Here is a 19,744-nt window from a genome sequence, read left to right on the forward strand (position 1 = left end):
AGACTATTATTTAAAATCAAATTCTACATCTGGAGCTTTCTCAGAACCCTCTTCTGAAGTAAATAGCGCCATAGGCTCAAAATTTGCTATTGCAGCAATAAAATTTGTAGGTATTTTTTTAATATGAATGTTGTAGTCTCCAGCTGTATCATTAAATCTATTACGCTCAACATTAATTCTGTTTTCTGTACCTTCTATTTGTGTTTGTAGTGCTAAAAAGTTTTTATTTGCTTTTAGCTCTGGGTAACGTTCTGCAGAAACAAGCAACTTACTAAGTGCACCGCTTAAACCGCTTTGTACTTTGCTAAATTGTGCTATTTGTTCTGGTGTCATATTAGAAGGGTCTATGTTTACAGATGTTGCTTTAGCTCTAGCTTCGATCACATCTGTTAAAGTTCCTCTTTCAAAATCTGCAGCTCCTTGTACTGTTTTAACTAAGTTGCCAATAAGGTCATTTCTTCTTTGGTAAGAGCTTTCTACGTTTGCCCATTGCTTAACAGCCTGGCCTTTCATCTCTACTAAAGTGTTATTTGTGCTAACATACCAGCTACCTAATGCTAGTACTATTGCTATGATAATAGCTAATACAATTAATGTTTTTTTCATAGTTAGGTTTTTTAGTGTTTAGTTTAAATATAGTAATGGTTATAATTGTTCTTTTATCTTTAAAAGCTCAGATTTTACATTTTCTAGTTTTGTTATAATATCAAAATTAGATAGTGTTTTTTTCTTTTCTTCTTTTAAATGAGTTTTTGCGCCATCTAGAGTAAATCCTCTTTCTTTTACAAGATGATAAATTAACTGCAAGTTTTTTATGTCTTGCGGTGTAAATTTACGGTTGCCTTTGGCATTTTTCTTTGGTTTTAAAACATCAAACTCCTTTTCCCAAAAACGTATTAAAGACGTATTTACGTTAAAGGCCTTGGCTACTTCGCCAATACCATAATATCTTTTTTCTGGAAGTTGTATATGCATTAATCCAATGATTGATTTTCTTGTGTTGCGTGTTTTAGTAAGTTTTCGAACTCTAAAGCAGAAAGGTTACCGTAATAGAAGTTAATAGGATTAATTCTGTCGCCATCTTTCCAAACTTCATAATGTAAATGTGGAGCTTCAGATCTACCTGTGCTACCAACAAAACCAATAAGATCTCCTCTTTTTACAGTTTGCCCTTGAGTAACATTGTACTTGCTCATATGTGCATAGAGTGTTAAATAGCCATAACCGTGGTCTATTCTAACGTGTTTACCATAACCAGTAGAACTAGCATCTGCACGTGTAACTTTGCCATTTCCAGAAGCATAAATTGGTGTTCCTCTAGGAGAAGTAAAATCCATTCCCCAGTGCATTTTACGTACTTTAGTAAATGGGTCAGATCGCCAACCGTAACCAGAAGCCATACGAGTTAGGTCTTCGTTACTTATAGGTTGTATGGCTGGTATAGCCTCTAGGAATTTTTCTTTTTCTTCGGCAAGTTTAGTAATTTCATCTAAAGATTTAGACTGTATTACCATTTGCTTTTGTATTATTTCTAAACGTTTAGTGGCATCAATAATCATATCAGAATTATTAAAACCTTCTAAAGATTTGTATCTGTTTACACCACCAAAGCCAGCACGTCTTTGTTCTTCTGGTATTGGGTTAGCTTCAAAATACAAACGGTAAATGTTATTATCTCTATCTTCAATATTACCAAGTACTTGTTCCATTTGTTCCATTTTTTTGTTTAACAACTGAAACTGAAACTCGTAATTATGTAATTCTCTTTGTAGAGATAACTCTTTAGGTGTGTTTACTAAATTGGTATTTAATAGGAGTAATAAACCTAAAAAACCTAATATGGCAGCACCTAAAAATAGTAACGCAACATTGCGAAATTTCTTAGACTTTTTATGCTCTATCTTTCTGTAAGATAGAGTGTCTGGATCATAATAATATTTAACTTGAGACATAAAGGGAATTTATCCTATTTTTGCACTTTTATTTTATCAAAACAAACAAATATAAAAATTGTTTTGCAGAAATAGTTAATTTTATCAAAAGCTTACCATTTTAAGGTGGTATAAGCCATATAAAATTAAGTTATTTGCGTTAAATATAACGTTTTTTAATAAACTAGAGCTGCCAATTAAATATACAAAATAGCAACGGATGAAATCTCAAGAAATAAGATCTCAATTTTTAGAATTTTTTCAGGATAAAGGACATAAAATTGTTTCTTCTGCCCCAATGGTCATTAAAGATGATCCTACCCTAATGTTCACTAATGCTGGGATGAACCAGTTTAAAGAATTTTTTCTTGGAAATACCGAAGCCAAAAACACTAGAGTTGTAGATACGCAAAAGTGTTTGCGTGTAAGTGGTAAGCATAATGACTTAGAAGAGGTTGGTAAAGATACATACCACCACACTATGTTTGAGATGTTGGGCAACTGGAGTTTTGGGGATTACTTTAAAGAAGAGGCTATTAATTGGGCTTGGGAGTTGTTAACAGAAGTTTTAAAGATTGATAAAAGTACCTTGTACGTTACTGTTTTTGAGGGTAGCAAGGACAAGGATAACCTAGGTATGGACCAAGAAGCCTTAGATTTATGGAAAAAAATTATTCCAGAATCTCAAATTCTTTTTGGGAATAAGAAAGATAATTTTTGGGAAATGGGAGACCAAGGACCTTGCGGACCTTGTTCAGAAATACACGTAGATATTAGGTCTGCAGAAGAGAGAGCAAAAGTTTCTGGTGTAGATTTAGTTAATATGGATCATCCGCAAGTTGTAGAGGTATGGAACTTGGTTTTTATGCAGTACAACCGTAAAGCAAACGGAGATTTAGAGAACTTACCTGCTAAACACGTAGATACAGGTATGGGCTTTGAGCGTTTGTGTATGGTTATGCAGGGTGTGCAGTCTAATTACGATACAGATGTATTTACACCAATTATAAGAGAGATAGAAACTATTACAAACTCGACTTATAATAAAGACGAAGAAATAAATATTGCAATACGTGTTATTGCAGACCATATAAGAGCGGTAGCTTTTTCTATTGCAGACGGACAATTGCCAAGTAATACTGGTGCTGGCTATGTAATACGTAGAATTTTAAGAAGAGCTATACGTTACGGATTTACTTTTTTAAACACAAAAGAGCCGTTTATGTACAGGTTGGTAAATATACTAACCCAGACAATGGGTAGTGCTTTTCCAGAATTAAAAGAACAAAAACAACTTATAGAAAATGTGATAAAGGAAGAAGAGCATTCTTTCTTAAAAACATTAGATCAAGGCTTGGTGTTGTTAGATAGCGTAATAGCAAATGCAACAACAAAAACTGTTGATGGTAGAAAAGCTTTTGAGTTGTATGACACATATGGTTTTCCTATAGATTTAACTGCTTTAATTTTAAGTGAACGTGGCTTAGCTTTAGATGAAAAAGGTTTTGATGAAGCTATGCAAGAACAGAAGAAGAGATCTAGGTCTGCTTCTGAAGTTTCTAAAGAAGATTGGGAAGTTCTATTGCAAGACGCCGAACAAGAATTTGTTGGGTATGATGCTTTAGAAACGAATGTGCGTTTGGTAAAATACAGAAAGGTAACTTCTAAAAAAGATGGCGAGCAATACCAGTTGGTGTTTAATTTAACTCCGTTTTACGCTGAAGGAGGCGGACAAGTAGGAGATAAAGGATATTTAGAAGCGCCTAACGGAGACGTTGTTTACATTTTAGATACGAAGAAAGAAAATAATGAAATTTTTCATTTAACTAAAAACTTACCTAAAAATACGGGCGATACATTTAGAGCTGTTGTAGATAGTAAACAACGCCAAAGAACAGCAAGTAATCATACAGCAACACACTTATTGCACCAAGCATTAAGAGAGATTTTAGGCACGCATGTAGAACAAAAAGGTTCTGCTGTACACTCTAAGTATTTACGTTTCGATTTTTCTCATTTCTCTAAAGTAACTACTGAGCAATTAAGAGAAGTTGAAGATTTTGTAAATGCAAGAATAGAAGGTAATTTACCTTTAGAAGAGAAACGTAACATACCAATGCAAGAGGCTTTAGATGCTGGTGCAATGGCATTGTTTGGAGAGAAGTACGGAGATACGGTTAGACTTATTCGTTTTGGACAGTCTGTAGAACTTTGTGGAGGAACACACGTGCAAAATACAGGAGATATTTGGCATTTTAAAATTAAGTCTGAAGGTGCAGTTGCATCTGGAATACGTAGAATAGAGGCTATTACTTCTGATGCTGTTAAAGATTTTTATGCTACAAATAGTGTGGTATTAACAAATATAAAAGATGTATTAAGCAATGCTAAAGATCCAGTAAAAGCTGTAGTTTCTTTACAAGAAGAAAATAGTAAGCTTAAAAAGGAAATAGAACAATTATTAAAAGATAAAGCCAAAAGTTTAAAAGGTGATTTAATTAGTGAATTGCAAGAAGTAAATGGCGTTCAGTTTTTAGCTAAGAAAGTAGATTTAGATCCTTCGGGAATTAAAGATTTATGTTTTGAAATGGGTGCTAATGCTAAAAACATGTTCTTGCTTTTTGGAGCAGAAAATAATGGTAAGGCAACATTATCTTGTTACATTTCTAAAGAATTAGCTGGCGAGAAAGATTTAAATGCAGGTACCATTGTACGCGAACTTGGAAAGTATATTCAAGGTGGCGGTGGCGGACAGCCATTTTTTGCAACTGCAGGAGGTAAAAATCCTGGCGGAATAGCAGAGGCTTTAGAAAAGTCAGTATTTTATATAAATTAAAAAATAATCTATGAAACTACAAACTAAAGTACCACTTAAGCAGAGTACGTTTCAAATAGACTATTCTAGTAAGTTGTTGTTATTGGGTTCTTGCTTTGCAGAGCACATTGGTAGCAAGTTTACTTATTTTAAAATGCAATCAGAAACCAACCCGTTTGGTATTTTGTTTCATCCAAAGGCAATAGAGCAGTTGGTGCAAAATGCAGTTTTAAAAGAAGAATATACAGAGAAAGATATATTTAACCAGAATGAGCGTTGGCATTGTTTCAACGCTCATTCTGTTTTAAGTACACCATCAAAACAAGAATTACTACAAAATTTAAATTCAGCTGTAGCACAAACTAATACTTGTATTAGCACTGCAACACACGTTGTAATTACATTAGGAACAGCTTGGGTGTATAAACATTTAAGTTTAGGTAAAGTAGTTGCTAACTGTCATAAAGTGCAGCAGAAGGAGTTTAATAAGCAATTGTTAACTGTGGAAGAAATAGAGGTAAGTCTACAACAGATAATTACATTAGTTAAAAAGATAAACCCTACTACTAAATTTTTATTTACAGTGTCTCCTGTAAGGCATATAAAAGATGGTTTTATAGAAAACCAACGTAGCAAGTCTCATTTGTTAACTGCGGTACACAATGTAATAGAGCGTAATTTAAACTTTGCTTTTTATTTTCCTAGTTATGAAATTATGATGGATGAGTTACGCGATTATCGTTTTTATAAAGATGATATGGTGCATCCTAGTAGTTTGGCTGTAGATTATATTTGGGAGAAGTTTGCAGATAATTGGCTTACTAAAGAAGCATTGGTAACAGCTGAAAAGGTAGCTTCCGTGCAAAGAGGATTACTGCATAGACCTTTTAATAGTGAGTCTAAAGAACATCAAAAGTTTTTAAAATCCTTAGAAGAAAAAATTACGTATCTTCAAAAAGAATATCCATTTATCATATTTTAATTATGAAGAGAATCCTTGTCGGAATTATAATTATTTTAGTGGCTTTACTAGTTTTTAAAACTTGTGCAGACAAAAAAGAAGAAAACTCTATTCTACAAGAAAACTCTATGCTTATACAGCAGCAAATACAAAATGTGACTAAGTTAATAGTCACAGAAGGTCATTTTGCTGAGGTGTATAATTACAAAGATTCCCAACAACTTTTTGGGCCTTTAATTACAGCAGAAAAAAAAGCGTTAGTAGTTGTAAATGCAGATGTGACTGTAGCATACGATTTAAGTAAGATAGATTTTGAGGTTGATGAAGAAAATAGAATATTAATTCTTAAAAAAATTCCGGAACCAGAAATTAAAGTTTATCCAGATTACGAGTATTATGATGTTACTGCAGATTTTTTGAATCAGTTTGATGCTAGTGACTATAATAAAATTAAGAAAAACGTAAAAGCATCATTGCTTAAAAAGGTTGAAAATTCGTCCTTAAAAACAAATGCAAAAAATAGACTTTTAAGTGAGCTTTCTAAATTCTATGTGTTAACAAACTCTTTGGGGTGGACACTGCAATACAATGAAACCCCTATAAAAAATATAGAGGAATTAAATGAGATTAAAATCTTAGACTAGTGTTGCAATTATGCAACTAAACTTTTGTTTACTAGCTCCAAACCGTCATCAATTAAATGTCCAACTTTAGGGTTGTTTTGTTTTACGGTCTCTAAGTGATCTACAATTTCTTTCGCAAAATCATTATCATTATTAGCTTTTGCCAATTCGTATAACTCAACTGGTAATAACCAATCTGTAGGATAGTTACTTTTTACTTCCTTAAAAACTTTGTTTCTAGAAATAGTAGTGTTAATGCCTTCTCTAAACTCGCGTACTTGTTTGTATAGTTTTTCTAGCTCCGTATTAGCTTCTGTTTGTTTTGCTTTAATAGTTTCTTCAGTAATGCTGTGTGTAATTAAATCAAAACTACTTAAATCGGCAGGGCCATTAAAAGCAGATACAATGTTTTCTCCAACAGCCATATGGTATAGTCCCCATTCAGGACTAAACAATACTGTTTCCTCTTTTGTTACCGTACAATTATCAAATGTAATTAGAACAATTTCACCTTTAAGGTTACGTGTACCAGTTATAATGCTTCCTTCAACTTTAATACCGCCTTCAAATTCTAGTGTAATGGTTTGTCCTTCAAATATATTATACGCTTTTAAATCGCGCGGACTCATATCTTCTATGGCCAAATTAATACCTTTAAGTTTTCCTATAGGAGAGCCAAAACCATCTGCGTGGTGTTTTGTACTATGGCCAACTAATTCTTTTTCTCTATAAGATAAAGCAGTTTTACCTGTAGTTTGTATGTAGCTTGGTTTTCCTTTATGTGTTAATACATTAGAGAAAACGCCAGAAATTTGTAAGCCAGTACTAAGTTCTATGGTTCCTAAAGCTTTAGAGTCTATAAGTTTGTTTACCCCATCTAAACCACCAGTACGTAAAGCCATTGTATTAGCAAATTCTTCTAAAACCTGACTTAAAAAAGCAAAGTCTGGTGTTACAAAAAGTTGAGGTTGTGGTTGGGTAATATCAAAAGATTTATGAGCAGCTTCACTAGAGTAGTTTAATTTTTTTACTTCATTCGTCATACACCAAGCACTTTCTCCGATAGAAGAAAGTAAACCTGCTCCATATATTTTAGGGTTTTCAGTAGTGCCAATTAAGCCATACTCAACAGTCCACCAGTGTAAATTACGAATCAACGCCATTTCACTAGGTTCGCCCATATTATTTTGTAAATCTTCTACGTGTTTTTCTGCTTTCTCTATTTCTTTTTGGTCATATCCTGCAGCTTCTTTTATAATAGATAAGTGTCTAACAGCCTCATATAATTCGTAATCTTTACCGCTAGAAATAGCTTTGCAGCCAATTTCGCCAAAACGTCTTAAGTATTCTGCATACTCTGGATTTGCAATAATAGGAGCGTGCCCAGCACCTTCGTGAATAATGTCTGGTGCAGGTGTGTATTCTATATTTCCTAGTTGTCTAATATCTGAAGCTATAACTAAAACATTATATGCTTGGAATTCCATAAAGGCAGAAGGTGGTATAAAACCATCTACAGCAACAGCTGCCCAACCTATTTCTTCCAAAATACGGTTCATACCATACATGTTTGGAATGTTCTCTATTGAGATTCCTGTTTTTTTTAATCCGTCTATATAAGATGTGTGTGCAACTTTACTTAAATAATCTACGTTTTTACGCATTACATAACGCCAAACAGCCTGGTTAATTGGTGTATAATCCTCATAGTCTTGAGGTTTTATATACTGTTTTAAATGTGTAGGTAGTTTATCTAATATGTAATTACTTGTATAAGACATTGCACGTTATGTTAGCTATTTAACTTAATGGCATTAAAGGTACGAAATTGGAAAATGATTTTAGTTTTATTTAGCTGAAATAAACAATTATAGCAAAGAGAAACTATTGAGTTTAAACCAAAAAAAAGCCGCTTTTTTAAAGCGGCTGATATTATTTATTTAGAAGCTAACTCCGGCGGATAAGCTTCAAGTATTTGAGAAACAAATTCTCTTATACGTTGTTCTTTCTTTTCTATGTTGCTAGTGTTGTTTAATGTACCAATACCGCGACCTTGCCAAACAAGCTCTTTGTTTTTAGAGTCTATAAGATCTATATATAAAGAACCTTCTGTGCTTGTAGAAACATTATTTCTGTTAAAACCATTACCGTAGTAGTAAGGATTCCAACCCCAACCAAAACCACCACCCCAGTAGTTGTTGTAAATATCTACACGTTCTTTTTCTTTGGTAAAAATACTAACTAAGATATCTGGAGTACTAGATTTTACAAAACCTCTAGAACTCATTTCTGCGTCTATTGCTTTTAAAATTCTTTTTTTATCAAGATCAGATATTTGTGCCTTATCTATTCCTGTCTTATAAAAAGCATATGTTTTGTATGTGTCAAAGCTTGCTTCTTTGTCATAATCAGATAATACACGTACCGAAGTACAAGAGCTAAAAAGAACCAGAGCAAGTATAGGTACTATTGCTAATTTTAATGCTTTCATATTTTTGATGTTTTAGTTTATAAAAATAACACAAAAACTGTGCCGTTACGTTCTAAATGATTGGTCTTAAGTGCTTTTTAATTTATTTTTGAGTATTTGTCTTTGTGTTATAGCCATAAGGACAATGTCTGCAACCGCTTTCACAGCAATAACCTCTTCTTGTGTGGTACTGCTCTGTAAAGACTCTGTATCCTTCTTTTGATAAATAATAATCGCCCTCTATAGGTTGAAGTATTTTTTTCATATTTGTAAAATTACGTGTTTTTCCATTAAGTACGTAAAAACGCAATTGTTAAAATAGAAAAATAGTTGGTAATCGGTGTTTTTTAGTGGTTGAACGTTTTGTGTCTTAAAAATGGTATAATTTATGTTCTAACCTATTAAATTTGACATTGTTAATTAATCCCAATATATGATTTTAGTTTCAAAACTCTTCTTTAGAAAAAATTATGTAGGCCTATCATTATGGCCTTTTATAATTTTAAAGAGTGATGCTCTAAAGGCAGATGATACATTAATTAATCACGAAAAAATACATTTAAGGCAACAACTAGAACTTTTAGTTTTACCTTTTTACATTTTGTATTTATCAGAATTTGCAATACGTTGTTTAGTTTACAGGGATAGTTATAAGGCATATCAAAATCTTAGTTTTGAGCGTGAGGCTTATTTTAATGAAGATAACCCTAATTATTTAAATGAACGTAGACCCTTCAGTTTTATTAAATATCTTTGGCGCTGAAAATAATAAAACGTGAAAGTTTTAAATCAGCAAGTACAGCTTCCTATTCTAACAGAAAAAAATATATCGCTCTATATTAAAAGAGAAGATATGTTACATCCTTTTATATCTGGGAACAAGTTTAGAAAATTAAAATACAATTTACTACAAGCACAACAATTAAATGCTAAATCTATACTTACGTTTGGAGGTGCATTCTCTAACCATATTGCGGCAACTGCTTATGCAGGCAAGGAGAATGGCATAAAAACTATTGGGGTAATAAGAGGCGAAGAGTTAGCTGGTAAATGGCAGCAAAACCCAACACTTTCTTTTGCTAAAAAAAACGGAATGGAATTTAAGTTTGTGAGCAGAGAAACTTACAGAAAAAAGAACAATCCTGATTTTTTAACCGAATTAAAACATCAATATAAAGACAGTTTTATTCTACCGGAAGGTGGTGCAAACGACTTAGCTGTTAAAGGTTGTGAAGAAATTTTAACGGCAGAAGATAGTATGTTTAATATTGTCTGCAGTGCAGTGGGTACTGGTGGTACAATAGCTGGGGTTATAAATTCTACCAATAAAAACCAACGCGTTTTAGGTTTTCCTGCGTTAAAAGGTGATTTTTTAAAAGAAGATATTTGTAAATTTGCTCACAAGACAAATTGGGAGTTGTTAAAAGACTATCATTTTGGAGGTTATGCAAAGGTAACGCAAGAATTAATAGAGTTTATAAATTACTTTAGAACAGAAACAAACATACCTTTAGATCCTATTTACACAGCTAAAATGTTGTTTGGTATTTTAGATCTTGTGCGTAAAGATTATTTTGCGCCTGGCACTAAAATTGTAGCAATACATACTGGCGGATTACAAGGCATAGAAGGAATGAATAGTTTATTGAAAAAGAAAAAATTACCACTTATTAATGAGTATTAGTATATATAAAAATAGTTTAAGGTTAGCTTCTAAGTTGGGTGTAGTTGTATTGTTAGTTTTTTTTGCTAGCTGTAAAGCAAAGAGAAGCACTACAAAAAAAAATCATAAAAGAGTTGTTACTGTATCACCTAGAGGAGATGTTAAAACAACAGGGGAGCCAATGGGGTTGCCAAAAGATGAAGGCCATTTTGTTAGTTTTGCAATAGAAAATACAGACGATTATATAAATACCTTTGCAGCAATAGCTCAAGATGAAATGAAATCTTATGGTATACCAGCAAGTATAACTATAGCACAGGGAATTTTAGAAAGTGGTTCTGGAAAGGGTGAGTTGGCTCGTAAAACAAATAATCATTTTGGCATAAAATGCCATACCGGTTGGGAGGGTGATTATGATTACCATGATGATGATGAAAAAGGAGAGTGTTTTAGAAAATACAATCATCCAATGTATTCTTTTAGAGATCACAGTTTATTTTTAACAACTAGAGGGCGTTACTCTTTTTTATTTGACCTAGGGAGTAAAGATTATAAAGGTTGGGCAAAGGGTTTGCGTAAGGCAGGTTATGCAACAGATCCTAAATACCCACAAAAATTAATTTATCTAATAGAAAAATACAATCTTCATAAGTTTGATGGCAAGCATAAAGCAGAACCTAGAAGTCCAAAAGAGTATGTTGTTAAAAGACATAAAGTAGCAGCAGGTGAAACACTGTACGCTATCTCTAAAATGTACTTTATGGGTGTACCTGAGCTAATGGAGTTAAATAATTTAAAAAATACAAACCTACACGTAGGTCAAGAACTTATTGTAAAATATACTAAAAATTAAATCTTAAAAATGATTTATAAAAGAAGCAGTGAACTTTTTAACGAAGCAAAAAAATACATACCAGGTGGTGTAAATTCTCCTGTAAGAGCTTTTAATGCTGTTGGTGGCGAACCTATTTTTGTAAAAGAGGCAAAAGGCGCTTATTTGTATGATGAAGATGGAAACAAGATTATAGATTACATAGCTTCTTGGGGGCCGTTAATTTTAGGTCACGCTTACGATCCTGTAATTAATGCAGTAATAGAAAAAGCTAAAAAGGGAACTTCTTTTGGTATGCCTACAGAAATAGAAACCGAGTTAGCTAAGCTGGCAGTTTCTATGGTGCCTAACATAGATAAAATAAGATTTGTAAATAGTGGTACAGAAGCTTGTATGAGTGCTGTAAGGCTAGCAAGAGGTTTTAAAGGAAAAGATAAGATTATAAAATTTGCAGGTTGTTACCACGGCCATTCAGATTCTTTTTTAATACAAGCGGGTAGTGGTGCGGTTACTTTTGGTAGTCCAAACAGTCCTGGTGTAACAGAAGGAACGGCAAAAGATACTTTATTGGCAAATTATAACGATTTAGATAATGTAACTTCTATGGTGGCTGCAAACAAAGGAGAAATTGCAGCTATTATTATAGAACCAGTTGCTGGTAATATGGGGTGTATAATACCTTCTAAAGAATTTATTACTGGCTTAAGAGAGTTGTGTACAAAGGAAGGTATTTTGTTAATTTTTGATGAGGTTATGACTGGCTTTCGTTTAGGAAGAGGTGGTGCACAAGAAGTTTTAGGTGTAGATGCAGATATTGTAACTTTTGGTAAGGTTATAGGTGGCGGTTTACCTGTTGGTGCTTTTGCTGCTCGTGATGAAATTATGGATTATTTAGCTCCAAACGGACCTGTTTACCAAGCAGGAACTTTAAGTGGTAATCCGTTAGCTATGAGTGCTGGTTTGGCTATGTTAACTGAGTTAAATAATAATCCTGATATTTTTAGAAGTTTAGCAGAGAAGACAGAATACTTGCATAAAGGTTTAGAGAAGGCTTTAGATAAAAAAGGAATTGCTTACCAAATTAATAGATTTGGTAGTATGATTTCTGTTCATTTTACTGATGAGCCAGTTATAGATTTTGAATCTTCAGCGAAAGGGAATAACGATACATTTAAAAAATATTTTCACGGAATGTTAAGTAAGGGTGTGTATTTGCCGCCAAGTGCTTTTGAAAGTTATTTTTTAAACGATGCATTATCGTATAAAGATTTAGATGATACTATTGCGGCTTTAGAGAGTTTAGATCTGTAATTGTAAATAGAAATAAATTAGAAAAGGGAGCCAAGTGGCTCCCTTTTTTGTATTAAGACTTCATAGTCTTTTCTCTTTTCTCCATTCTATCTTTTCTGTCTTTTCTGTCTTTTGCATTATGCATACCTCTTTTTTTAAGAGTGTGAGACTTTCTTTTGTGCATTTTATCCCATTGTGCATATTGCTCTTTTGATAGAATTTTTTGCAATGCTCTTTTATGCTCTATTTGATGATCTAACTTTGCGTTAGCTATGGCGTACTTTTTTTCTGGAGATAACTTAGTGCGCTCTTTTTTATCTTTTCTTTCTTCTCTTTTTTGTTGAATTAATTCTGCATTTTTTAGATTTAGTGTTTTAATTTTAGATTGCTGCGCATCTGATAAATCTAAAGCAAGTGTCATTCTTTTAGTCTGCAAAACAGCGATCTGTTCTGGCGTAAATTGTGCCATTCTATGCATTCCTTTTTTGCCGCCTTTTTTTCTATGTGTTTTGTGTTTTGCGTCTTTAGAATCTCTTGGTTTTTCCTGTGCAGAAATAGTTAAAACGCCTAGCATTAAAACCATTATTAGTGTTATTTTTTTCATACTACTATTTTTTATTGTTCTCTATTTTGACATCAGATTTTTAAAATAGTTTAATTGCAATGTGCTTTTTAGTATGGTTTTAACATTAATTATAAGGCATAAAAAAAGTCTGAAACTCTAAAGTTTCAGACTTTTTTTTAATTTTTTCAACAGTGCTATTCTTCTTCAGTTAACTGAACAATTAAGTCATTATTGTTTGTGTTCTCTTCTAGGTTGTGAAGTTGAGCTGTGTTATCTTTTTCATCTAAAACGTTTTCGTTATCCATTGCGCCATAAGCAATAATAGCAAGAACTAAACAAGAAAAATAAACTAAGCTTTTTAATTTGTATGACATAAGATTTGGGGTTTTTATATCGGTTCTATATCAAAGATACCTAGGTTAATTAATAATTAAAAAATCTTGTTGTAAAACAACCATTTAATAGTTGTGAAACATCAATATTATGTTGTTTACTCTCTGCAATATATTAAAAAAAATGAATAAACAGGATAAAGTGCGTAATTAAATAGATGAAATACACGTATTTAGCTCATTTAATACAAAAATAGTGGTAAAGTTGTTGTGAAAGTGTTACTAAACTGTTGTGAGATATAGGGGTTTGTTTATTAGTATGTTACAAAAAAAAGACTGCAATGTAACATACATTGCAGCCTTTGATATAAAGTGTGTTTTTTCTATTTTATTTAGGGTCTAAAATAGCACCTATTCTTTCTTGTATATCTTTTAAGTGAGCTCTTCTGATACCTGAAGAGTTTGCAGCTGCAGATTTTACCGAACGCTCTAACGTTTGTAATTCTGCTCTAACAACGGCTCTAATATCAGACTGACTTACGTTTACAGCTGTGCCAAATCTAGAAGATTTAGGATCAGTAGTCATTAAATACTCCATACGGTCTACATAAGCACGTTGTAAATTACGTCTGTACGTATCTATAGATCTTCCTGTGCTAAGTTCTTTCCAGATGCCTTTTCTAACATCAGACATCATTGTGGTAAGGTTGTAAGCTTCAGAACCGTTTAATGCTTCGTTCTCTATTATACGAGCCATTCTGCCAGTGTCTAAAAGATTACTTAATGTTCTAGATTGTGTGCTTCTAATACGCTCTACAGCACCAGCATTTTCAATCTTGTTAAGTATATTGTTATCTAATAACCAAGTAGGAGTAGTAAATAATTGTTTGTGTAAGAATGTTACTGCTCTTTTTTGCTTTTCTTTTGGAACGTGAGTGTAAACATCACCTTCTTGATCATACGTTTTATAATCTTCGTAAACACCACCAACATTGTTTGCTACGTGGCCCATATATCTATTGTATTGTCCAAGAACTTGTCCGTATAATTCATCTAAATCATCATAAGATTTACCATCTTCTGCTGTCCATTTAATTAAATTAGGAACAATTCTTTTTAAGTTAGCAATACCGTAATCACTAGCTTTCATAGCGTCATCACCTAAATCTTCGGTTTGCGAACTAGGATCTATAACTCCAAATTGTTGTTTTCCAAAACGATAAAGAGGATCTCCAGCGTGCTTTAAAATCCAAGCATCTAAAGTTTTCTTTTCTTCTTTAGCAGATTTGTCTAAGATTGGACGGTAACCCCAGCTAATAGAGTATTTATCGTAAAAGCCAATGTTTGGCATTAATGCAACACCTTCATCACCAGGTTGTGCTATGTAATTAAAACGAGCATAATCCATAATAGATGGTGCTGTACCATATTTTTTAGTAAAAGATGCAGAACGTAAAGAGTCTACAGGGTATGCAGGACTACTGCCCATGTTGTGTGGTAAACCTAATGTGTGGCCAACCTCATGAGAAGATACAAAACGTATTAGTCTACCCATAACTTCAGTTTTAAACTCAACGCCTCTAGCATCAGGATTAATAGCTGCAGTTTGTACAAAGAACCAGTTACGTAATAATGTCATTACATTGTGGTACCAGTTAATATCAGATTCTAAAATTTCACCTGTTCTTGGGTCACTTACGTGAGGGCCATTTGCATTAGGAATAGGAGAAGCTAAATATCTAACAACAGAATATCTTACATCTTCTGCAGACCATTCTGGATCTTCTTCTGGAGTAGGAGGTGTTTTTGCAACAATTGCATTTTTAAAACCAGCAGCTTCAAAAGCAACTTGCCAATCTTCTATACCTTGCTTAATAAAAGGCACCCATTCTTCTGGAGTGGCTCTATCTATATAGTAAACAATTTGTTTTTTAGGCTCTACAAGTTCACCTCTTTTAAATTTTTCAAGATCTTCATCTTTAACTTCTAATCTCCATCTGTCTAAATATGTAACAGATTTACTTTTTTGTGCATCTAAACCATAATCTACTTGGCTACGAGCAAACCAACCAACACGTTCGTCAAAATAACGTCTTTTCATTGGGTTTTTAGGAAGTAAAATCATAGAGTTATTAATCTCTATTGTAATAGATCCTAAAGCTGAGTTAGATGGTGGGTTTCCAGCAAAATATGTTTTTACGTGTCTAGCTTCAATATTTAAAGGGTAACTTTTTACACTTTCAATATAACTTCTGCTGTCGTCTAAACGACTAACTTTATATTGTTTTCTGTTACGTTCTGGTAAGCCTAATGTTTTTACATCTTTCTGAAAAAAATCATTGATTTCTATTACCGTTGTAGGGTTAAGAGAATCTTTTTTTAATGCTTTAATGTCAAAAGAATATAAAACTGGTTCTAAGTTAGAATTTACTACAGCTTCATGTACAGGCAGTTTTTCATCTGCGACAATGCTGGTAGACATAATGCGTAGAAGAACTTTTTTGTCTTTCTTTTCCCAACGTAGCATTTGTGTGTTTATTTTACCACCACCAAATCCTAGTCCGGTTGCTGTTTTAGATATTCTACTTACCATTAACATTTCTTTATTTAATAAAGAATCTGGAATTTCGTAGTAGCGTTTATCATCTACAGTGTGTACTTTAAAAAGACCTTCGTCTGTTACGGCGTCTTTAGTAATTACTTTACTGTAAGGTAAAATGTCTCCTTTTTTGGGTTTAGCAGCGGGAGCTTCTGTCTTAGCATTTTTTTTGCTTTTCTTGTTCTTCTTTTTAGACTGAGCTTCTATTGTGGTTAATGAACCAAATAAAAAAACAGCTAAAAGAAGTTTGGTGGGTAAACTTTTAATCATTGTTAGTTTGAGTTAAATTTTTTGAATAAAACAAATAAAAGTAAAATAATCCTAATTCTATGTTAAGGATATCATAACTAAAAATTGAATTGTGTTACCTGTTTAACGATTTAAAAGTTTGATTTTTAACAGGTTGGTTTTTGGTTTAACAGATATTAACATTTGTTAAAAAAAATGATATTTAAATGAAATTATGTTAAAATTTTATTTTTATTGTAACTTTTTGATTTATTATTCGTCTATTTAAGTAACAATCAACAACAAAAAGCATTATAAAATTCTCTTTGTAAGATTGAATTAGTCGATTGAATAGCCTCTGCAATGCAGGGGCTATTCTATTTATAAAATTTTTTATTAAAAAAGGAGAGGTAGTACAAATCTGTACATTAGAATTAAAAGTGCAACAGATATAAGATTAAGAATAACACCAACCCTTGCCATTTGTTTTACTTTAATATAGCCACTAGCAAAAACTATAGCGTTAGGAGGTGTAGCCATTGGCAGCATAAAAGCACAGCTACTTGCCATTGTTACGGGTATAAGTATATGTAGCATAGGAATATCTAACCCTATTGCAATACCTGCGACTATTGGTGCTAAAACTGTTATAAGTGCTACGTTACTCATTAACTCTGTCATAAATAACATTAGTAGTATAAGTAGAGAAACCGTAAAGAGAATATTAATGTTGCTGTTTGATATGGCTTCTGTAACAGTATTTATAATACCTGTAGTTGCCATTCCGTTTGCTAATGCTAAGCCACCGCCGAATAAGACAAGTATTCCCCAGGAAAGTTTCTCTGTATCTTTCCATTTTAATATAAAATCTCCTTTTTTAAGGTTAAATGGTATTGCAAAGAGCGACACAGCAGCTATCATACTAATAACCGTATCTGATAAACCTAAATTAGGAAAAATAGAATTTATAAGTGTCCTAAAAATCCATAGAGAAACAGTTACTCCAAAAATAACAAGAACCATTTTTTCTTTTTTGCTAGTAGGTCCTAGTTTTGCTAATTCCGATTTTATGACATCTTTAGAAGCGCTAAATTCTAGTTGTTTGTTTGGGAACATCCATTTTACAAGCACAAAATAAATTACGGTTAATAGAACTAAGGAAAAAGGAAGGCCAACAATCATCCATTTAAAAAAAGATATTTCAATGTTGTATTGTTTTTCTAGTAAGCCAATTAATACCGAATTTGGTGGTGTGCCTATAATAGTAGCAATACCACCAGCATTTGCAGAAAAAGCAATACCCAACATAACACTTAATGCAAAATTTTTATCGCTTTTGGTAAAGCCGTCCTTGTCGTTAATAAGTAATTTTATAACAGATACTGCTATGGGTAGCATAACAACAGTACTTGCGGTGTTGCTAATCCACATACTTAATGCAGCTGTAGCAATCATAAACCCAAGTACTACTTTATTTGGCGTAGTTCCTGTAATTTTTATAATGTTTAAGGCAATGCGTTTGTGTAAATTCACTTTTTCTAATGCTAAAGCCAGTATAAAACCGCCAAAGAATAAGAAAATTATTTTACTACCATAGTTTGCACCAACGGTATCTAGTGGCATTATCTTTAAAAGCGGAAATAGTATTAGGGGTAATAAGGCTGTAACGGAAATTGAAACAGCTTCGGTAATCCACCAAATAACCATCCAGGCGGCAACACCTAAAACCGCATCTGCTTTTGTAGATAATAGTGTATTTGGTAGTAAAAGAATACAGAAAAAGACTAGTGGTCCTACTATAAGTCCAATTTTTTTGCTAATTGCCATAATATGTTATGCTAAGAATTGTACAAATATAGAATTTGCGAGCAAACTAAAAACTAATACTAATGTGCCTTTATTAATTTTCTCTTGCAAGTTGTACTAACTCTAAAGTTGTTTCATATAGTGGTTTGTTTTCCATTTTACTTTTTAACCAAGCGTAAAAACTCATTACAAAAATATCTTCTCTTTCTTTTCCTACCCACTCAAAAGATCCTTGTACTTTGTTTTTAAACTCAACCGTTTGTATATATGTAGGGTCTTTGTAATACCCTTCTATAAAAGAGAGGTATGTTATGGCACGTTGTTGTTTAATTTGTTTTAAGTAGCTAAAATAATTTCTTTTAAAACTAAGTAATCTAGATTCTACTAAATTTATATTGTTTAGTTCTATGTGTAGAATAATTTCGATTAAGTTTTTTTTTATAACCCATTCCTTACCAGCTTTACTTTCGTAATAATTATCTGTGTGGTAAAATTTAGAAAAAATACCGTGTGCGTCTTTATATCTTTTGGCTTGTATGTAAAACATAATTAGACTTAAATGTATTTTTAAGAGTGAATCTAAATCCTCGTGCCTGGTATTTATATGCTTTTCTAGTATTTCTATGGCTGTTTTTTGCTGATTAGAATAATTTGCATTTAAGGCTAGTAAAAACTGATGCTTTAGTTTAAAAGTAGTGTAGTGTTTTTTTCTATTTAGTAGCATTTGGGTTTTCATTTGCTCTAGGTAATTTAAAGACTCTTTAAACTTCTTATTTCTAAATAAGGTATTTGCAATTAAAAAAAGTACTTGAATATGGTAGTATAGCTGCTTGCTTTGACTTTTGTGTGTTTTTAAAATAGAGTAGGTTTCAATTATAAAAGGTTCTGTTTTTAAATAATCGTTAGTTACAAATGCAGGTATGGTTACCAATGTTATTAATTGGTATAAAGATTTAAAAGACATAGACTCGGTTACAGAGATATGGTGATCTTGCAATGTGGTTTTAAGTAATGTTTCTATATCTATAATGTCACCTTTATAGGTAATATTGTGTAGTGTTTGTCGCATTTTAGCATACACAATGTTTAGCTGGTCTTCTATAAATAGGTTTTTTTGGTTTACTTTAAACGTTTCAATAAGAGTATTAATCTCTGTTTCTGGATTTGCATATGCATATTGAATTTTTGTATGGTAGATCTCATTTAGTATAGAAAACAAGTAATGTGCCTCTGCTAATGCTTCTGCTTTATCTAATATTTTATAAGCCAGTTTGTACTGCTGGTTGTGTAAAAAAGAACGCGAGGCAAGTATATATTTAATTACTTGCATGTCTACCGAGTTTTCTTCTTCTAAGTTTATATTGGCAATAAAATCTATTAAAGATTGATAAAGACGTTTTCTTAATGCGTGGTAAGCATTTTTTTTGTTTGCTTTATATATTGCGAGGCAAATTTCTGATGAAGACAACTCGTTTTGCTGTAATAGCTTAAAGAGTTGAATATTTTTAATATCATTTCTTTTGTTCTTTTTCTTCAAATATGTAACAAATTGTTGTTGCTCTTCAATAGTAAGTGTAGAAATAATTAAATTTATATCAGTCATTTAATCGTCAGTTATTTTTAAGTATA

Annotated in this window: 18 protein-coding genes; 7 read left to right on the forward strand and 11 right to left on the reverse strand. The window is 32.4% G+C overall.

Going from position 1 to position 19,744, the window contains the following annotated elements; all coding sequences use genetic code 11:
* Positions 1 to 6: 6 nt before the first annotated feature.
* From BT107_RS15200 to BT107_RS15210, 3 genes are read right to left on the reverse strand one after another with little or no spacing between them, the layout of a single operon-like run.
* On the reverse strand, positions 7 to 606 hold the full coding sequence (locus tag BT107_RS15200) for a LemA family protein (protein ID WP_072304687.1): 600 nt from the start codon (positions 604 to 606) through the stop codon (positions 7 to 9).
* A gap of 39 nt (positions 607 to 645) precedes the next feature.
* Positions 646 to 975 carry a MerR family transcriptional regulator gene (locus tag BT107_RS15205; RefSeq protein ID WP_072304688.1) on the reverse strand — a complete coding sequence of 110 codons (330 nt, stop codon included), beginning with the start codon at positions 973 to 975 and terminating at the stop codon, positions 646 to 648.
* Positions 975 to 1,952, reverse strand: coding sequence for a M23 family metallopeptidase (locus BT107_RS15210; RefSeq protein WP_072304689.1), 978 nt, complete (start codon positions 1,950 to 1,952; stop codon positions 975 to 977). The genes BT107_RS15205 and BT107_RS15210 overlap by 1 nt, the downstream gene beginning before the upstream one ends.
* A gap of 199 nt (positions 1,953 to 2,151) precedes the next feature.
* On the opposite strand from BT107_RS15210, the gene alaS reads away from it, so the two are divergent.
* Genes alaS through BT107_RS15225 form a run of 3 tightly spaced genes read left to right on the forward strand, consistent with a single transcriptional unit; the run spans position 2,152 to position 6,351 of the window.
* Positions 2,152 to 4,767 (forward strand): alanine--tRNA ligase, encoded by a 2,616-nt coding sequence (gene alaS / locus BT107_RS15215; RefSeq protein WP_072304690.1) that lies wholly within the window; start codon positions 2,152 to 2,154, stop codon positions 4,765 to 4,767.
* A gap of 10 nt (positions 4,768 to 4,777) precedes the next feature.
* Positions 4,778 to 5,728: a GSCFA domain-containing protein gene (locus BT107_RS15220; protein ID WP_072304691.1), complete on the forward strand. Its 951-nt coding sequence runs from the start codon at positions 4,778 to 4,780 to the stop codon at positions 5,726 to 5,728.
* A 2-nt stretch (positions 5,729 to 5,730) separates the two neighbouring features.
* Positions 5,731 to 6,351 carry a DUF4230 domain-containing protein gene (locus BT107_RS15225; RefSeq protein WP_072304692.1) on the forward strand — a complete coding sequence of 207 codons (621 nt, stop codon included), beginning with the start codon at positions 5,731 to 5,733 and terminating at the stop codon, positions 6,349 to 6,351.
* A gap of 8 nt (positions 6,352 to 6,359) precedes the next feature.
* Here the strand turns inward: BT107_RS15225 and BT107_RS15230 are convergent, their stop codons facing one another.
* From BT107_RS15230 to BT107_RS17570, 3 genes are all read right to left on the reverse strand, one after another.
* Positions 6,360 to 8,111: an aromatic amino acid hydroxylase gene (locus tag BT107_RS15230; RefSeq protein WP_072304693.1), complete on the reverse strand. Its 1,752-nt coding sequence runs from the start codon at positions 8,109 to 8,111 to the stop codon at positions 6,360 to 6,362.
* Positions 8,112 to 8,266: 155 nt separating this feature from the next.
* Positions 8,267 to 8,821: a DUF4136 domain-containing protein gene (locus BT107_RS15235; RefSeq protein WP_072304694.1), complete on the reverse strand. Its 555-nt coding sequence runs from the start codon at positions 8,819 to 8,821 to the stop codon at positions 8,267 to 8,269.
* Between the two features lie 82 nt (positions 8,822 to 8,903).
* Entirely contained in the window at positions 8,904 to 9,065 is a 162-nt protein-coding gene (locus BT107_RS17570; RefSeq protein ID WP_170854747.1) for a C1orf53 family protein, read from the reverse strand.
* A 168-nt stretch (positions 9,066 to 9,233) separates the two neighbouring features.
* On the opposite strand from BT107_RS17570, the gene BT107_RS15240 reads away from it, so the two are divergent.
* From BT107_RS15240 to hemL, 4 genes are read left to right on the forward strand one after another with little or no spacing between them, the layout of a single operon-like run.
* On the forward strand, positions 9,234 to 9,563 hold the full coding sequence (locus BT107_RS15240; protein WP_072304695.1) for a hypothetical protein: 330 nt from the start codon (positions 9,234 to 9,236) through the stop codon (positions 9,561 to 9,563).
* Between the two features lie 12 nt (positions 9,564 to 9,575).
* Positions 9,576 to 10,484, forward strand: coding sequence for a 1-aminocyclopropane-1-carboxylate deaminase/D-cysteine desulfhydrase (locus BT107_RS15245; protein ID WP_072304696.1), 909 nt, complete (start codon positions 9,576 to 9,578; stop codon positions 10,482 to 10,484).
* Positions 10,474 to 11,316 (forward strand): glucosaminidase domain-containing protein, encoded by an 843-nt coding sequence (locus BT107_RS15250; protein WP_072304697.1) that lies wholly within the window; start codon positions 10,474 to 10,476, stop codon positions 11,314 to 11,316. The genes BT107_RS15245 and BT107_RS15250 overlap by 11 nt, the downstream gene beginning before the upstream one ends.
* A 9-nt stretch (positions 11,317 to 11,325) precedes the next feature.
* On the forward strand, positions 11,326 to 12,606 hold the full coding sequence (gene hemL / locus BT107_RS15255) for a glutamate-1-semialdehyde 2,1-aminomutase (protein WP_072304698.1): 1,281 nt from the start codon (positions 11,326 to 11,328) through the stop codon (positions 12,604 to 12,606).
* A 52-nt stretch (positions 12,607 to 12,658) separates the two neighbouring features.
* Here the strand turns inward: hemL and BT107_RS15260 are convergent, their stop codons facing one another.
* The 5 genes from BT107_RS15260 to BT107_RS15280 all read right to left on the reverse strand — a co-directional run bounded on the left by BT107_RS15260 (position 12,659) and on the right by BT107_RS15280 (position 19,718).
* The gene (locus BT107_RS15260; protein ID WP_072304699.1) at positions 12,659 to 13,189 is read right to left on the reverse strand and encodes a hypothetical protein; all 531 of its coding nucleotides are present in this window, start codon (positions 13,187 to 13,189) and stop codon (positions 12,659 to 12,661) included.
* 155 nt (positions 13,190 to 13,344) lie between these two features.
* A complete protein-coding gene (locus BT107_RS15265; RefSeq protein ID WP_072304700.1) occupies positions 13,345 to 13,524 on the reverse strand; it encodes a hypothetical protein in 180 nt (59 codons plus the stop codon).
* 346 nt (positions 13,525 to 13,870) lie between these two features.
* Complete coding sequence (locus BT107_RS15270) at positions 13,871 to 16,351, reverse strand: zinc-dependent metalloprotease (protein ID WP_072304701.1); 2,481 nt, start codon at positions 16,349 to 16,351, stop codon at positions 13,871 to 13,873.
* A 354-nt stretch (positions 16,352 to 16,705) separates the two neighbouring features.
* The gene (locus BT107_RS15275; protein ID WP_072304702.1) at positions 16,706 to 18,136 is read right to left on the reverse strand and encodes an SLC13 family permease; all 1,431 of its coding nucleotides are present in this window, start codon (positions 18,134 to 18,136) and stop codon (positions 16,706 to 16,708) included.
* 73 nt (positions 18,137 to 18,209) lie between these two features.
* Positions 18,210 to 19,718: a hypothetical protein gene (locus BT107_RS15280; protein ID WP_072304703.1), complete on the reverse strand. Its 1,509-nt coding sequence runs from the start codon at positions 19,716 to 19,718 to the stop codon at positions 18,210 to 18,212.
* Positions 19,719 to 19,744: the final 26 nt, after the last annotated feature.

This window comes from Cellulophaga fucicola, from assembly GCF_900119145.1.
Lineage (GTDB): Bacteria > Bacteroidota > Bacteroidia > Flavobacteriales > Flavobacteriaceae > Cellulophaga > Cellulophaga fucicola.

Excerpts from the sequence above, each read along its gene's own strand:
- BT107_RS15250 (WP_072304697.1), top strand. The coding sequence starts at position 10,474 with ATGAGTATTAGTATATATAAAAATAGTTTAAGGTTAGCTTCTAAGTTG.
- BT107_RS15275 (WP_072304702.1), bottom strand. The coding sequence starts at position 18,136 with ATGGCAATTAGCAAAAAAATTGGACTTATAGTAGGACCACTAGTCTTT.
- BT107_RS15270 (WP_072304701.1), bottom strand. The coding sequence starts at position 16,351 with ATGATTAAAAGTTTACCCACCAAACTTCTTTTAGCTGTTTTTTTATTT.
- BT107_RS17570 (WP_170854747.1), bottom strand. The coding sequence starts at position 9,065 with ATGAAAAAAATACTTCAACCTATAGAGGGCGATTATTATTTATCAAAA.
- BT107_RS15265 (WP_072304700.1), bottom strand. The coding sequence starts at position 13,524 with ATGTCATACAAATTAAAAAGCTTAGTTTATTTTTCTTGTTTAGTTCTT.
- BT107_RS15205 (WP_072304688.1), bottom strand. The coding sequence starts at position 975 with ATGCATATACAACTTCCAGAAAAAAGATATTATGGTATTGGCGAAGTA.
- BT107_RS15235 (WP_072304694.1), bottom strand. The coding sequence starts at position 8,821 with ATGAAAGCATTAAAATTAGCAATAGTACCTATACTTGCTCTGGTTCTT.
- BT107_RS15240 (WP_072304695.1), top strand. The coding sequence starts at position 9,234 with ATGATTTTAGTTTCAAAACTCTTCTTTAGAAAAAATTATGTAGGCCTA.
- BT107_RS15225 (WP_072304692.1), top strand. The coding sequence starts at position 5,731 with ATGAAGAGAATCCTTGTCGGAATTATAATTATTTTAGTGGCTTTACTA.
- alaS (WP_072304690.1), top strand. The coding sequence starts at position 2,152 with ATGAAATCTCAAGAAATAAGATCTCAATTTTTAGAATTTTTTCAGGAT.
- BT107_RS15260 (WP_072304699.1), bottom strand. The coding sequence starts at position 13,189 with ATGAAAAAAATAACACTAATAATGGTTTTAATGCTAGGCGTTTTAACT.
- BT107_RS15200 (WP_072304687.1), bottom strand. The coding sequence starts at position 606 with ATGAAAAAAACATTAATTGTATTAGCTATTATCATAGCAATAGTACTA.
- hemL (WP_072304698.1), top strand. The coding sequence starts at position 11,326 with ATGATTTATAAAAGAAGCAGTGAACTTTTTAACGAAGCAAAAAAATAC.
- BT107_RS15210 (WP_072304689.1), bottom strand. The coding sequence starts at position 1,952 with ATGTCTCAAGTTAAATATTATTATGATCCAGACACTCTATCTTACAGA.
- BT107_RS15220 (WP_072304691.1), top strand. The coding sequence starts at position 4,778 with ATGAAACTACAAACTAAAGTACCACTTAAGCAGAGTACGTTTCAAATA.
- BT107_RS15230 (WP_072304693.1), bottom strand. The coding sequence starts at position 8,111 with ATGTCTTATACAAGTAATTACATATTAGATAAACTACCTACACATTTA.
- BT107_RS15280 (WP_072304703.1), bottom strand. The coding sequence starts at position 19,718 with ATGACTGATATAAATTTAATTATTTCTACACTTACTATTGAAGAGCAA.